The organism is Pseudarthrobacter sp. S6, assembly GCF_050156575.1.
Lineage (GTDB): Bacteria > Actinomycetota > Actinomycetes > Actinomycetales > Micrococcaceae > Arthrobacter.
Genome location: NZ_CP189581.1, coordinates 3355368 through 3369449 on the forward strand (window position 1 = coordinate 3355368; position 14082 = coordinate 3369449).

The 14082-nt window shown below is 64.3% G+C and carries 15 protein-coding genes and 1 tRNA gene; 7 read left to right on the forward strand and 9 right to left on the reverse strand.

Features of this window, described 5'->3' with window-relative positions; all coding sequences use genetic code 11:
- Nucleotides 1-32: 32 nt before the first annotated feature.
- Nucleotides 33-602 carry an acyl-CoA thioesterase gene (locus tag ACQCS0_RS16050; RefSeq protein ID WP_354153249.1) on the reverse strand — a complete coding sequence of 190 codons (570 nt, stop codon included), beginning with the start codon at nucleotides 600-602 and terminating at the stop codon, nucleotides 33-35.
- Between the two features lie 250 nt (nucleotides 603-852).
- Between ACQCS0_RS16050 and ACQCS0_RS16055 the strand changes: the two genes are divergently transcribed.
- Together ACQCS0_RS16055 and ACQCS0_RS16060 are read left to right on the forward strand one after the other, a co-directional pair.
- Nucleotides 853-1101, forward strand: a complete 249-nt coding sequence (locus ACQCS0_RS16055) for a hypothetical protein (RefSeq protein WP_354153248.1) — start codon at nucleotides 853-855, stop codon at nucleotides 1099-1101.
- A gap of 389 nt (nucleotides 1102-1490) precedes the next feature.
- Nucleotides 1491-2471, forward strand: coding sequence for a LysM domain-containing protein (locus ACQCS0_RS16060; protein ID WP_354222794.1), 981 nt, complete (start codon nucleotides 1491-1493; stop codon nucleotides 2469-2471).
- Between the two features lie 100 nt (nucleotides 2472-2571).
- On the opposite strand, the gene ACQCS0_RS16065 is transcribed toward ACQCS0_RS16060, so the two are convergent.
- The 3 genes from ACQCS0_RS16065 to ACQCS0_RS16075 form a co-directional block, all read right to left on the reverse strand.
- On the reverse strand, nucleotides 2572-3003 hold the full coding sequence (locus ACQCS0_RS16065) for a CBS domain-containing protein (RefSeq protein WP_354153246.1): 432 nt from the start codon (nucleotides 3001-3003) through the stop codon (nucleotides 2572-2574).
- A gap of 168 nt (nucleotides 3004-3171) precedes the next feature.
- Nucleotides 3172-3253: transfer RNA gene (locus ACQCS0_RS16070), tRNA-Tyr, on the reverse strand.
- Nucleotides 3254-3432: 179 nt separating this feature from the next.
- On the reverse strand, nucleotides 3433-3687 hold the full coding sequence (locus tag ACQCS0_RS16075; protein WP_282329555.1) for a hypothetical protein: 255 nt from the start codon (nucleotides 3685-3687) through the stop codon (nucleotides 3433-3435).
- A 209-nt stretch (nucleotides 3688-3896) separates the two neighbouring features.
- Between ACQCS0_RS16075 and ACQCS0_RS16080 the strand changes: the two genes are divergently transcribed.
- Entirely contained in the window at nucleotides 3897-4388 is a 492-nt protein-coding gene (locus ACQCS0_RS16080; protein ID WP_056344649.1) for a YajQ family cyclic di-GMP-binding protein, read from the forward strand.
- 19 nt (nucleotides 4389-4407) lie between these two features.
- On the opposite strand, the gene htpX is transcribed toward ACQCS0_RS16080, so the two are convergent.
- Nucleotides 4408-5274 (reverse strand): zinc metalloprotease HtpX, encoded by an 867-nt coding sequence (htpX, locus tag ACQCS0_RS16085; RefSeq protein ID WP_354153245.1) that lies wholly within the window; start codon nucleotides 5272-5274, stop codon nucleotides 4408-4410.
- Nucleotides 5275-5634: 360 nt separating this feature from the next.
- On the opposite strand from htpX, the gene ACQCS0_RS16090 reads away from it, so the two are divergent.
- The 4 genes from ACQCS0_RS16090 (at nucleotide 5635) to ACQCS0_RS16105 (ending at nucleotide 9198) form a co-directional block, all read left to right on the forward strand.
- Nucleotides 5635-6399 (forward strand): hypothetical protein, encoded by a 765-nt coding sequence (locus ACQCS0_RS16090; RefSeq protein WP_354153244.1) that lies wholly within the window; start codon nucleotides 5635-5637, stop codon nucleotides 6397-6399.
- Nucleotides 6400-6429: 30 nt separating this feature from the next.
- On the forward strand, nucleotides 6430-6915 hold the full coding sequence (locus ACQCS0_RS16095; protein WP_354153243.1) for a Fur family transcriptional regulator: 486 nt from the start codon (nucleotides 6430-6432) through the stop codon (nucleotides 6913-6915).
- 7 nt (nucleotides 6916-6922) lie between these two features.
- Nucleotides 6923-8410, forward strand: a complete 1488-nt coding sequence (locus ACQCS0_RS16100) for a catalase (protein ID WP_354153242.1) — start codon at nucleotides 6923-6925, stop codon at nucleotides 8408-8410.
- A gap of 152 nt (nucleotides 8411-8562) precedes the next feature.
- Nucleotides 8563-9198: a DUF2461 domain-containing protein gene (locus ACQCS0_RS16105; protein WP_354153241.1), complete on the forward strand. Its 636-nt coding sequence runs from the start codon at nucleotides 8563-8565 to the stop codon at nucleotides 9196-9198.
- 15 nt (nucleotides 9199-9213) lie between these two features.
- On the opposite strand, the gene ACQCS0_RS16110 is transcribed toward ACQCS0_RS16105, so the two are convergent.
- From ACQCS0_RS16110 to exaC, 4 genes are all read right to left on the reverse strand, one after another.
- Nucleotides 9214-10776: an amino acid permease gene (locus ACQCS0_RS16110; protein WP_354153240.1), complete on the reverse strand. Its 1563-nt coding sequence runs from the start codon at nucleotides 10774-10776 to the stop codon at nucleotides 9214-9216.
- A 176-nt stretch (nucleotides 10777-10952) separates the two neighbouring features.
- Nucleotides 10953-11360, reverse strand: a complete 408-nt coding sequence (locus tag ACQCS0_RS16115; protein WP_354153239.1) for a DUF779 domain-containing protein — start codon at nucleotides 11358-11360, stop codon at nucleotides 10953-10955.
- Nucleotides 11360-12382, reverse strand: coding sequence for an alcohol dehydrogenase AdhP (gene adhP, locus ACQCS0_RS16120; protein WP_354153238.1), 1023 nt, complete (start codon nucleotides 12380-12382; stop codon nucleotides 11360-11362). Before adhP ends, ACQCS0_RS16115 begins: the two co-directional genes overlap by 1 nt.
- Nucleotides 12383-12445: 63 nt before the next feature.
- Nucleotides 12446-13969 (reverse strand): acetaldehyde dehydrogenase ExaC, encoded by a 1524-nt coding sequence (exaC, locus tag ACQCS0_RS16125; protein WP_354153237.1) that lies wholly within the window; start codon nucleotides 13967-13969, stop codon nucleotides 12446-12448.
- Nucleotides 13970-14082: the final 113 nt, after the last annotated feature.

Below are 14082 nucleotides of genomic sequence, written 5' to 3' on the forward strand. Positions count from 1 at the left end.
CGGTCAGGGTGGCCAGCGGCCGGGGTCTGCGGTCAGGGCCGAGGTTCCCGGTTGAGGCTTTCCCAAAGATGCGGCGCCGGCGTCCGGCTGCCGGGCAGTGCGTTGGTCTCGCGCCATTCGTGGATCCATTCGGGCAGCACCAGACCTGCCGGAGGCTGCCCGAACTCGCGTAGGATCTCCTCCTGGCTCACGGGCCCGCCCTTGCTGACCAGGCGGGTGGCGATGTAGGCACGCGCGTAAATCTCGCCGTCGGAAACCATGCGCTGCTCAAAGTAGATGGCCTTGGCATCCAGGCCGATGATCCTTGTTTCGATTGTGTACCGCTGCCACAGCTGCAGCGACTTCCGGAAGGCGATGGTCTCCCCCGCCGCCACCGGGGTCCAGCTGCGCCGGCGCATCGTCTTCCACACGCCGCTGCGGACCATCAGGTCGAACCGGCCCAGGTCCATGAGGGAAAAGTACATGCCGTTGTTAACGTGCATGGCGATATCGATGTCGGTGGGCAGGACGCGCAGCGGCAGGGACGATGTGTCCCAGATGGTCAGCGCAGAACGGCGGGCGGCGGTGAACAGCATCAGGAGCGTTCGCAAAAGCAGGTGCATGCCTCCATGTTACCCGGCAGTAACTTACTGGCAAGTCCAAAGAAGCTGGGCAACCACGTACGATGTGGCGCATGACGCAACAACGCTACCGGGACCTCCCCGAGTGGCCGCTGATGGGAACGGCACTCGTTTTCAGGGCGGCCTAGGCGTGGCAGGTGATTGGCCGCGTTGAAGGCCGCAGTGCGGAATGGCTCGAGACCGTTATGTTGCTGACGTGGGGTATCTTTGCCCTGGATTACGCCGCGAACCTGTGGCTGGCCAGAGAGCAACGCCGATCGGCAGGATGGTTGCCGCGGCCGTCATGATGAGTGGCATCGCCGTGCTGGGTGTGGTAACGGCATCCATCGCTTCCTGGCTGGTCCAGCGCGTCGAGGAGTCCACTGAAGCTGCCGCGGAGTCCATAGAAGAACCCCTGCGGGCAGAACTGGCTGGCCTGGTCACGGAGATCGCTGCGCTGCGGCGCGAGGTGGCCGAGCTCACGGACCGCCCAACGTTGTAGAAATTTCCAGCGGGCCGGGGAGCCGGACACCGGGTAGCCGCCGCCAGGACTGCGAGTAGGCGCCGCCTCGGGGCCACGTACACGACGCAAAAATTCAGGTATTGCCTACTGGTGCAGCGCCCGAAGCAGCTTCCTAGACTCGAAACTCGTAGGGCTGAACAAGTTGCCGGCGCATCCTCCGAGCTGGGGTGGATGATGCCGCTTCATAGCGGAACATCCGTATCTTCTGGGTATGCGGGGGTTCCCATCATGCGCTTCAGTGCGCGGTTCCGTTCAAAGACCGGGACCGCGCAGCGCATCACACCTCGATCCGTCCCGCATATGTAGTTTGCGGCGGCCTTGCCGCCTCAGTTGCGGGCCCGACCTGCGACGGGCCACCCATGTATCAGTTGAGTCCAAAAATTCCCGAACCACCCCGCCGAAATTTCGAAACCGACGAGCCGCGGGTCGAACTCATACCGGGCCGCCGGCCCATCAGCAACAAGCTGTGGGCAGGCATGGCAAGCGCCGCCGTCATTTCCGCCTTCGGCGTCGGCGCCCTGGCCGGCCCCGCCCCCATGGCAGAGTTGTCGGTGCCACCGGGGGCCACTACGACGGCGGCGTCACCAGTTGTGCGCGTTGCCCGGCCTTTGGCGGCGGTGCCATTGGACGCGCCGTATGTTGGGTACGTTGACTTTGATGGTGCGGCAGCCGGCACCGCGCAGCCGGAGATCGCAGCTGCGGCGCCCGCGCCCCCGGCCGAGGCTCCCCCACCACCAGCTCCCGAACCTGCTCCGGCACCCGCGGGCGATACCAACCTCTACACGGTGGTTCCCGGCGACACCGTGGGTGGGATCGCGGCCAGGTACGGCGTTGACACGAACGCGATGCTGGCCGCCAACGGGCTGGGCCTCTACAGCATCATCGTCCCAGGCCAGACGCTGAAGCTGACGGGACCCGCCGTCGAGGTTTCCGCTCCAGCCCCGGCTACGGCATGGGCTGCACCCGTCGCTGCTTCACCGGCCTACGTCCCCGCCCCGGCGCCGGTCCAGGCCGCGCCCGCTGTCCGCACCATCTACGTCGCGGGCGCTGGCGGACAGGCCATGCTGGACGCCTGCATGGGGCCCATCCACTACACGCCAAACGACGGCTACTCCCTCTTCATCACGGAGCACGACTTCTGCGGCGGGTGGGCGCGTTTCTCCGGCATCGGCGTGGGCGAGACCGTCAGCATTCCGGGCTACGGGACCTACACAGCGACAGCGAGGGGCCAGGTCCCCAACCCGGGAACCACCAACGATGTCATCGCGGTATTCGGCGGGTTCCCCCGGGCCATCCTGCAGACTTGCATCCCCGGGACCAACCAGATGCTGCTGATCGCGCTCAACTAGGCACCGGCCGGGTATGCGGTCCAGCGTTTCCGAAGCTTGTTCGCGGTTCCGAACCTTAAGGCAAGGAGCCGCGAACAAGGCCATGCGGGAATTTGCCTGACTATGCAGACATCGGGTGGCGTTCCGAAATGTGCTCCACCAGTTCGCCCACGCGCTCCTCGGTGTAGTTGCGCGCAATGTCGCCCTGGCTGATGATGCCGACCATCTTGTGGTCGACGATAACCGGGAGCCGCCTTACTTGGTGCCGCTCCATGATTTCGATCGCTGCGTCAACACTGGCATCGGCGTCAACCCAGTAGGGCTTGCCGGTGGCCAGCTCGCTGGCCAGCATCTCGCGGGGATCAAGGCCGGCGGCAACGCACCTGAGCACGATGTCGCGGTCGGTGATCATGCCCTTCAACTTGCCGTCATCGCCGCAGATCGGCAGCGATCCGCAGTCCAGATCCAACATCATCCGAGCGGCATCTGCGAGGGACTGATGCTCCGTAATACACTGTGCATCCGTGGTCATAAATTCACGTACAACGCTCATTGGTTCTCCTTCATCGAGTGATGTATCGACGCAAGGCATCGGGGACATATGCGCCGATGGTGCCAGCCTACGCCGGGGCCAACACTGATGTCGACGACGGCCCCTCCCCTGATTTCGGGCACAAAAAAGCCTCCGGAACCTGATGGGTTCCGGAGGCTTTTCCTTGGGTGGCAGATGAGGGATTCGAACCCCCGTAGGCGTTGCCAGCTGATTTACAGTCAGCCCCCTTTGGCCGCTCGGGTAATCTGCCGAACTTCAAAAGAAGATCACCCCCGGCTGCAGTGTTCAGAACGTCCGTTTCCGGGCCGTTCCGCTTCCAGTAACCGCGGGCAAGACAACTTTACAGAACTTCTGCCGAAACATCGAATCGAGGCGGCAGGCCCCTGAAAACGCCGCCGGAAGCCCCGCAATTCCGTGGAAAACCGGGCGTCAGGCGTCGCCTAGAATCCGTCCGGCCAGCCTTGCCTCGAACTTCACGGCCTGCTCCTCGGTGATCTGGTTCAGCTGGACCGCCCGCAGCAGGTCCTCGCTCACACCGTCCATGCGGGCCGAGGCATCCGGGACGGGGCTGAAGATAATGGAGGCGGCGATGGCTGCTGCGGCAACGGAGGTTGCGGCGGTGGCCACGGCGCCGGCGGCTGCGGCGGTGGTTCGGGTGACGTAACGGACGGCGGTGCGTGGCATGGTGTTCCCTTTCGAGCTACTTCCAACGCGTTCAACTCTCCATCACCCGGCTTCGTTCCCGCAGTGCGTCCGCTATGAGGGAACTGTGAATCCGGGAAACATGCCGAATCCGCTCCAGCGCCACAGCCGGGCGATCCGTATTAGGCTGGAATACAGCGATCCGCGCCCTGCAGAGACCATTCAGGGCACCCACCGGCACAAGGAGAATCATGGCAGGCGAGTCAACGTTCGACGTCGTAAGCAAAGTGGACAAGCAGGAAGTGGCCAACGCGCTGAACCAGGCACAGAAGGAACTGGTCCAGCGCTACGACTTCAAGGGTGTCGGCGCCGAGGTCGATTTCAGCGGCGAGAAGATCCTGATGAAGGCGAACTCGGAGGAACGCGTCCTGGCCGTGCTGGACGTCCTCCAGTCGAAGCTGATCCGCCGCGGCATCTCCCTGAAGTCCCTGGACACCGGCGAGCCGTACCCATCCGGCAAGGAATTCCGGCTGGAAGCCTCCATCAAGGAAGGCATCGAGCAGGATCTGGCCAAGAAGATCAACAAGCTGATCCGCGACGAGGGCCCCAAGGGGGTCAAATCCCAGATCCAGGGCGACGAACTCCGCGTCTCGTCCAAGTCCCGCGATGACCTGCAGTCTGTTATGGCGCTGCTGAAGGACTTCGACGAGGCGGACCTGCAGTTCGTCAACTTCCGCAGCTAGCACCCCTCCTCGGTTGTCCTCAGTTCAGCGGCCGGCCGGCAATCCGTTCCAGCCGGGCGATCCGCTCCTTCATGGGCGGGTGCGTGGCGAACAGCTTGGTGATCGCCCCGCCGCGGAACGGGTTGGCGATCATCAGGTGCGAGGTATTGACCAGCTTCTGCTCCTGCGGCAGCGGCGCGATCCGCACTCCCTGCTCGATCTTGCGCAGGGCTGAGGCGAGCGCCAGCGGATCGCCAGTGAGCTCCGAACCGTCCTCGTCGGCGTCGTACTCACGGGTCCTGGAGATGGCCAGCTGGATCAGCGACGCCGCAAACGGCGCCAAAAGCGCCATCGCCAGCATGGCCAGCGGGTTGGAGCTGCGCCGGCCGCCCCCGAAGAACAGCAGCATCTGGCCCACGGACGTGATGACGCCAGCCACCGCGGCCGCCACCGAGGACGTGAGGATGTCCCGGTTGTACACGTGCATCAGCTCGTGCCCCAGGACCCCGCGCAGCTCCCGGGCATCCAACAGCTGCAGGATCCCATCGGTGCAGCACACGGCGGCGTTTTTGGGATTCCGGCCAGTGGCGAACGCGTTCGGGTTCATGGTGGGTGAGAGGTAGATGCGCGGCATCGGCTGGTTGGCCCGGACCGAGAGTTCCCGGACAATCTGGTACAGCTGAGGTGCCTGGGCCTCCGTGACGGAGTAGGCCTGCATGGAGCGGATGGCGATCTTGTCGCTGTTCCAGTAGCCGTACGCCGTGGTGGCCACGCCGATCAGGGCCATGACCCAGATGGGCGCTGAACTGCGGGTATTGATCCCGATCAGGCCGCCCAGGCCCAGGAGCACCGCCCACAGGACGCCGAAGAGCGCCGCAGTTTTCAGGCCGTTGTAATGCTTGTGCACGTCCGCTCCTCCTGCTCGCCCTGACAAAGTTCCCCCAACAAGGCACGGTCCTAAAGCACCGGGTCGCGGGCATCGTATATGCAGAAGCCCGGCTGCAGCTGTGCCTCCGGCCAGACCACCGCGATGCGCTAAACCCGCCCGGATGCAGGACCCATCCCTCACTCAAAATCTTAGTCCCGGAGCCTGCCAGCAGGTCGCCCACCCGCGGGCCGGCTGGTTGACGCGGCACCAACGCAAACGCGCCCAGCAGGCCCACATAGAAGCTGTCCTGCGTGAGCCGGTACACCAACCTTAATGGGGCAGCGGCGTCCTGTTCCGTCACACGATTGGTATCCTCAGTCGGGGGAAAGGAATCGGCTTATGAATGTGTCCAGGCGGCTGCTTTTTGACTCGGATTTCTGGGAGGTTGCCCGGCCCCGGACTGCCCTGAACGCCGGCCATCTCCTGATCCGGCTCACCAACCCGGCTACGGCATTCGATCTGCGCTCGGCCGCTGACTGGTTGCACTGCCACACCATTGCCCGGCAGGCACTCGCCAATGTCCTGGGTGCCAGCCGCTGCACCGTGGTGTTTGCGCACCAGTGGCACCCCATCGGGGCGGCCATAGGCGAACCGGAGGCGGAATCCTCCACCCCCACCTTCCACTTGTTCGGGCGCTGGGACGCCGAGCCGGTCACCCCCGGCGAACAGCTGCGCGTTCCCGCGCAGCGCCGGGTTCCGGCCCCAGCGGACGAGCTCAAAGAGTACGACGGCGGCCTCCGCACCGCCCTGCGCTTGCTGGCTGTGACGCAAGAGGCAGAGCCCGTCCCGCCAGCGGACGGCACCCTCCCGGAACTCACTGCCAGGGCCCCGCAAGTCAAGGCCGGAGCGCACCACACACTACTCTCCCCGGCGTTGGCGCCGGCGCCGGGCGGAGCCGTCCTGACCCCGGGTCACCTGCTGGCGCTGGCCGCCGCCGTCCAGGGCCTGACGGACCGCCCCGGCGTGACGGGTCTAAGCTGTGTGGTGCCGGAGCCCGGAGCCGGCGGCCTGAAAGTCCACGCCATGGGCCGCTCGGCAGGAGAATCCCTCAACCCCATGCAGGAATTCCTGGATTTGCTGAAAGTAAGCCAAGCCTTATTGTGATCGACTCATAATAAGTGTTTCAATAGAGGCATGACGGAACACTTTGGCGGCCACGATGCATGGGCTGCTGCCCTGCGCGCCCACGGCCGCCGGGTGACCAGGCAGCGGCTCGCCGTGCTCACCGCCGTCGAACATCACCCGCACTCCCCCGCGGAGAGCATCCTGGCCGCCGCGCGCACCGAGCTTCCGGAGCTGACCGCGCAATCCGTATACGTGGTCCTCGGCGACCTGACCGACCTGCACATGCTGCGCCGCTTCGAACCGCCGCATTCCCCGGCCCTGTACGAGACCCGCGTCGGTGACAACCACCACCACGCCATCTGCATCAGCTGCGGCCGCGTGGAGGACGTCGACTGCGCCGTCGGACACGCGCCCTGCCTCACCCCGCACTGGGATGAGAACTCCAAGCCGATGACCATCCAGATCGCCGACGTGATGTACCAGGGCATCTGTCAGGACTGCCAGGCGTCCCAAAAACTTCCTTCTGAACGTCCCTCACAAGTAATCGAGAAATAGGAGAAAAATGACTGCGAACATCTCAACAACCCAGTCCGGCGCGCCCGTCACTTCCGACGCGCACGCACAGTCCGTCGGTGCCGACGGCGCCATCATCCTCACGGACCACTACCTGATCGAAAAGCTCGCCCAGTTCAACCGCGAGCGGGTGCCGGAGCGCGTAGTGCACGCCAAGGGCGGCGGCGCGTTCGGTACGTTCAAGGCCACCTCGGACATCTCCAAGTACACTAAGGCCGCGTTCCTGCAGCCGGGCGTCGAAACCGAGATGCTGATCCGCTTCTCCTCCGTCGCCGGCGAAGCAGGCTCCCCGGACACCTGGCGCGACCCCCGCGGTTTCGCTGTCAAGTTCTACACCTCCGAGGGCAACTACGACCTCGTGGGCAACAACACCCCCGTCTTCTTCATCCGCGACGGCATCAAGTTCCCGGACTTTATCCACTCGCAGAAGCGCCTCCCGGGCACCCACCTGCGCGACGCAGACATGCAGTGGGACTTCTGGACCCTGTCCCCCGAGTCCGCACACCAGGTCACCTGGCTCATGGGCGACCGCGGCCTGCCGGCCTCCTGGCGTGAAATGCAGGGCTACGGCTCGCACACCTACCAGTGGATCAACGCCGCGGGCGAGCGCTTCTGGGTCAAGTACCACTTCAAGTCCAACCAGGGCGTCAAGACCATGTCCGGCGACCAGGCTGAAGAGCTGGCCGGCTCGGACGCGGACTTCTACATCCGCGACCTGCAGGAAAACATCGCCGAGGGCAACTTCCCGTCCTGGGAACTGCACGTCCAGGTCATGCCGTACGAAGATGCCAAGGGCTACCGCTTCAACCCGTTCGACCTCACCAAGGTGTGGCCGCACACGGACTACCCGCTGATCCACGTGGGCACCATGGAGCTGAACAAGAACCCGGAGAACTACTTCTCGCAGATCGAACAGGCCACCTTCGCGCCGTCGAACTTCGTGCCCGGTATCGCCGCTTCCCCGGACAAGATGTTGCAGGCCCGCATCTTCTCCTACGCCGACGCACACCGCTACCGCGTGGGCACCAACCACGCGCAGATCCCGGTTAACCAGCCGAAGAACCAGGTCAACAACTACAGCCAGGACGGCGCCGGGCGTTACCACTTTAACGCCCCCTCCGTACCGGTTTACGCGCCGAACTCCTTTAACGGTCCCGCTGCCGTTGAGCCGGCTTCCCCGGCCGGTGGCTGGGAGAACGACGGCGAGCTTACGCTCTCCGCACACTCCCTGCACGCCGAGGACGGCGACTTCGTCCAGGCCGGCACCCTGTACCGCGAGGTGTTCGACGACGGCGCCAAGGCCCGCCTGTTGGACACCATCACCGGTGCTGTGGGCGGCGTGAAGATCGCCGAGATCAAGGAACGAGCCATCCAGTACTGGACCAACGTGGACGCCGAACTCGGCGCCAAGCTGCGCGCCAACCTGGGCACGGGCTCCCCTGATTCCGACGCTGAGGCTGCCAACAAGATCGGCTAGTTTCTCCGCCCCTTGTGGTGCAACGCCCGCCCCGTCACGGTTTCGTGGCGGGGCGGACGTATTTCCGCATCTCTCTTGTTCCCCAGCCTTTTGTTTCCACATAGGGACAATGCCTCTGGCCGGGGCCGCCCGGTGGTACCTAGGATCACTGCATGAGTACATTCCAGGGCATCCCTGCAGGGGCATTCGAGTTCTATGCCGAGCTTGAGCACAACAACAACCGGGAGTGGTGGCTGGAACACAAGGACAGCTACAACACCCTCGTGCGGGATCCGGTCACGGCCCTGCTGGCCGAACTGGAGCCCCGGTTCGGGCCGGGCAAGATCTTCCGGCCCAACCGGGACATCAGGTTCTCCCAAGACAAATCGCCGTACAAGACTTCCCAAGGAGCGTTCGCGTCGTCCCAGGAAGGCGTGGGATATTACGTCCAGGTGAGCGCCGAGGGGCTGCTGGTGGGCGGCGGCTGCCACACCAGTTCGCCGGCCCAGCTGTCCCGCTTCCGGAACTCGGTTGATGCTTCCGGGACCGGTGAATCGCTGCGGCACATCGTGGAGTCCGTGGCTGCCGCGGGCTTTGTCGTGCAAGGCGAAAAGCTCAAGACAGTGCCGCGCGGTTTCGACAAGGACCATCCCCGGGCGGAGCTGCTGAAGCACAGATCGCTGTCCGCCGGCATCGAGCTGGGCCAGCCGGAGTGGCTGGATTCATCGGCCGCGGCTCGGGAAATCGCGGGGCTATGGGACGAGCTGCGGCCCCTGGTGGACTGGGTAGGTCGGCACGCGGCGCCCTGACTGCGCGGTACGGGCCTACTGGCGGCTGAGGGCTTCGTCGGCTGCTGCACGGCCGGCAAGGGCGGCGTCCGCGCTGGATTCCGTGGCGTCCACGGCGGACTTTGCTTCGGCGAACCTTTCGTTCAGGCGGGAGTGCCGCTGACCGTAGGCGAAATAGATCACCACGCCGATGACCAGCCAGCCGGCGAAAAAGATCCAGGTCTCCACGGCGAGGTTCGTCATCAGGTACAGGCACAGGACGGCCGAAACCACCGGGAGGACCTTGCCGAACGGAACGCGGAAAGACGGCTTCAGGTCCGGGCGCTTTTTGCGCAGCACCAGGATGCCCAGGCTCACCACCACAAACGCGGACAGAGTGCCGATGTTGATCATTTCCTCCAGCAGGTCCACGTTGGTCAGGCCGGCCACAAGTGCCACTGCGGCGCCGCAGATGATCTGGAGGCGGACCGGCGTCGAACGCTTTTCGCTGGTCTTGGACAGTGCGCGGGGCAGCAGCCCGTCGCGGCTCATGGCCAGCACCACGCGGGACAGCCCCATCAGCAGCACCATGATGACGGTGGTGAGGCCGATCAGGGAGCCGAAGGCGATGACCTTGGCCGCGGTGGTGTTGCCGACGGCCTCGAATGCGGTGGTGAGGGTGGGGGTTTCAGCTGCCGCGAGGTCCGTGTAGGACACCATGCCGGTGAGCGCGAGGGACACCAGGATGTATAGCAGCGTCACCACGGCCAGGCCGCCGAAGATGCCGCGCGGCAGGGTCTTCTGCGGGTTCTTGACTTCCTCCGCGGACGTGGCCACGACGTCAAAGCCGATGAAGGCGAAGAACACCAGGGCAGCGCCGGCGAAGATCCCCAGAGTGCCGTACTGTGCAGGCGCGGCGCCGGTGAGGAAGCCGAAGAATGACTGCTTCAGGACATCCGCGGCGCCGCCGGCAGTGGGTTCCGCCGCAGGCACAAAAGGCACGTAGTTCTCGAACTTCACGTACGTGAAGCCCACCACGATCACAAACAGCACCACGGCGATCTTAATCAGGGTGAAGACGTTTCCCACGCGGGCGGAGAGCTTGGTGCCCATAACCAGGAGCACAGTGAAGACGGCAACGATCAGGAACGCGCCCCAGTAGAGGTCCACGCCGCCGAGCGACAGCGCCGGCGGGACGTCGGCGCCCATCAGTGCAAACACCTTGCTGAGGTAGATGCCCCAATACTTGGCGATCACTGCCGCAGCGGTGAACAGTTCCAGGATCAGGTTCCAGCCGATGATCCAGGCGAGCAGTTCGCCCATGGTGGCGTACGTGAAGACGTAGGCCGACCCGGCGACCGGAATAGCGGTCGCAAACTCGGCGTAGCACATTATGGCCAGTGCACACGTCACGGCGGCAACGGCGAAGGACAGCGTCACGGCGGGGCCGGAGAAGTTGGCCGCGGCCTTGGCGCCCACCGAGAAGATACCGGCGCCGACGGCGACGGCGACACCCATGATCATCAGGTCCCAGCTGCTCAGCGACCGCTTGAGCTTGCGTCCGGGTTCATCGGCGTCGGCTATGGACTGCTCGATGGATTTGGTCCGGAGAAGGTTCATAAGGAATTCCACAATCCTGATTTGTGTTGGAAACAGACCCATCAACGATACTTGTCCACTCACTGGACGTTCACACCCGTCCCGCATGGTGAGACGCAACTAATGCCGAAGATAATTGCGAAAAGGCCCCTGAAGCCCTCCTTTAGAGGACCTCAAGGGCCTTTCGATCGAACCGTTTAGACGGGCCAGTCCATCAGCTTTGACCGGATCAGGAATCGTTTGCCTTCCGGCGACTCAACCGAGAATCCGCTCCCCCGGCCCTGGACCACGTCCACGGTCAGATGGGTGTGGCTCCAGTAGTTGAACTGCTCCTTGGACATCCAGAACTCGAGGGGCCGCGGCTCCAGGCCGTCGGCGATGTCGAACAGCCCCAGGAGGACGTCAGCTTCCGCGGTGATGAACTCCCCGGCCGGATAACACATTGGCGAGGACCCGTCGCAGCAGCCGCCGGACTGGTGGAACATGAGGGGTCCGTGCTGGCCCCATAGTTTCCTGAGCAGTTCCAGGGCCTCGGCCGTGAGCGCCACGCGGGAGATGTCCTCCCCGGGCAGCGTCACTGCCGCGTCAAGCCTCGCCTCCATCATCAGTACTTGATGACGACGCGGCCGTCGATCTTGGCGTGTTTCATCTCGTCAAGAACGGCGTTGACCTCGGAGAGTTCCCGGGTGGACACCGTGGGATGGATCTTGCCCTCGGCGTAGAACTCGAGTGCTTCCTCCAAGTCCTGCCGGGTCCCCACGATCGAGCCGCGGACGGTCAGGCCCTTGAGCACAATCTCGAAGATCGGTGCCGGGAAGTCGCCCGGCGGCAGGCCGTTGAACACAATCGTCCCGCCCCGACGCGCCATGCCGATCGCCTGGCCAAAAGCAGACGGGTGTACTGCGGTGACCAGTACTCCATGGCAACCTCCGGTTTCGCGTTGGATAACTTCAGCGGGATCTTCGTGCAGCGCGTTGACGGTAAGCTCCGCACCATGCTTCTTGGCCAGGGCAAGTTTGTCGTCCGCGATATCCACGGCCGCTACCCGCAGGCCCATCGCCACGGCGTACTGGACAGCAATGTGCCCGAGACCGCCGATGCCGGAAATGGTGACCCACTGTCCGGGCCTGGCTTCGGTCATCTTCAGACCCTTGTAGACCGTGACGCCGGCGCAAAGCACCGGGGCGATTTCAACGGGGTCCGAGCCCGCCGGGATGCGGGCGGCAAAACGCGTGTCGACGAGCATATACTCCCCGAAGGAACCGTCCACACTGTAGCCGGCGTTCTTCTGCACTTCGCAGAGGGTCTCCCAGCCGGTCCGGCAGTACTGGCAGTCGCCGCAGGCGGACCAGAGCCAGGCGTTGCCGACGAGGTCGCCGACAGCCAGGTCGGTGACCCCTTCGCCCAGGGCAACCACTTCCCCTACGCCTTCGTGGCCGGGGATGAACGGTGGTGTCGGCTTGACCGGCCAGTCGCCCGCCGCCGCGTGGAGGTCGGTGTGGCAGACGCCGGTGGTGATGACCTTGACCAGCGCCTCACCCCGGCCCGGGGTTGGAATGGGGAGGGTCTGGATCTGAAGATCCTTGCCGAACTCGGTTACTACTGCTGCTTGCATTGTCGTCGTCATTGGCGAAATCCTTGCGTTGATAAAGCGTTGGAGCGGTGGAGGTGGTGCTGCCTTCCTGAGGGCTTAGAAGAAGCCGAGCTTGTTCTCGTTGTAGCTGACCAGCAGGTTCTTGGTCTGCTGGTAGTGGTCCAGCATCATGGAGTGGTTTTCACGTCCGATGCCGGAGGACTTGTACCCGCCGAACGCGGCGCCAGCCGGGTAGGCGTGGTAGTTGTTGACCCAGACACGGCCGGCCTGGATCTCGCGCCCGGCGCGGTAGGCGACGTTGCCGTTACGCGACCAGACGCCGGCGCCAAGCCCGTAGAGGGTGTCGTTGGCGATTTCCATTGCGTCGTCGTAGTCGCTGAACCGGGCTACAGACACAACAGGTCCGAAGATCTCCTCCTGGAAGATCCGCATCTTGTTGTGGCCCTCGAAAACGGTGGGCTGAACGTAATATCCGCCGGCCAGGTCGCCGGGCATTTCGGCGCGGGCGCCGCCGGTAAGCACCTTGGCACCCTCCTGCTTGCCGATGTCAATGTAGGAGAGGATCTTCTCAAGCTGGTCGTTGGAGGCCTGTGCTCCGAGCTGGGTTTCGGTGTCCAGCGGGTTGCCCTGGATGATTTTCTCCACCCGGGCCACTGCGTCGGCCATGAAGGAATCATAGATGTCCTCCTGGACCAGGGCGCGGGACGGACAGGTGCACACCTCACCCTGGTTGAAGGCGAAGAGCGCGAAACCCTCCTGGGCCTTGTCGTAGAACGCGTCATCGGACTCGGCAACATCGTTGAAGAAAATGTTCGGGCTCTTGCCGCCGAGCTCGAGGGTGACGGGGATCAGGTTCTGGGACGCATACTGGCTGATCAGGCGGCCCGTGGAGGTTTCGCCGGTGAAGGCGATCTTGCGGATCCGCGGGCTGGACGCGAGCGGCTTGCCGGCCTCGACGCCGAAGCCGTTGACCACGTTGAGCACACCGGCGGGCAGCAGGTCACCGATGAGTTCCATCAGGACCAGAATGGACGACGGCGTCTGCTCTGCGGGCTTGAGGACCACGGCGTTGCCGGCTGCGAGGGCGGGGGCAAGCTTCCAAACGGCCATCAGGATGGGGAAGTTCCACGGGATGATCTGGCCCACGACGCCGAGGGGCTCGTGATAGTGATAGGCGGTGGTGTCGTCGTCGAGCTGTGAAAGCCGGCCCTCCTGGGCGCGGACGGCGGAAGCGAAGTAGCGGAAGTGATCCGCCGCAAGCGGGATGTCTGCGTTCAAGGTTTCGCGGATGGGCTTGCCGTTGTCCCACGATTCGGCGACGGCGAGCATCTCGAGGTTCTCGTCGATGCGGTCGGCGATCTTGTTCAGGACCGCGGCGCGCTCGGCCACGGAGGTCTTGCCCCAGGACGGTGCAATCTTGTGGGCCGCGTCCAGGGCGAGTTCAATGTCTTCCGCGGTGCCGCGTGCCACTTCGCAGAAGACCTTGCCGGTGACGGGTGTGATGTTCTCGAAGTACTGGCCCTTGACGGGGGCAACCCACTCGCCGCCGATCCAGTTCTCATAGCGGTCCTTGAACGTGACCTTCGAACCCTCGGTACCGGGCTGTGCGTAAACAGTCATTGCTAGCTCCTTTGCTGTGCATGAAAGGTGGCGCCTGATGATGGCGTCCGCCGTTGGTTTCAGCGTAGGAGTGTGAAGGTTGCAGTCAGGTTGCGCGGGTGTGAGCCAGCTCA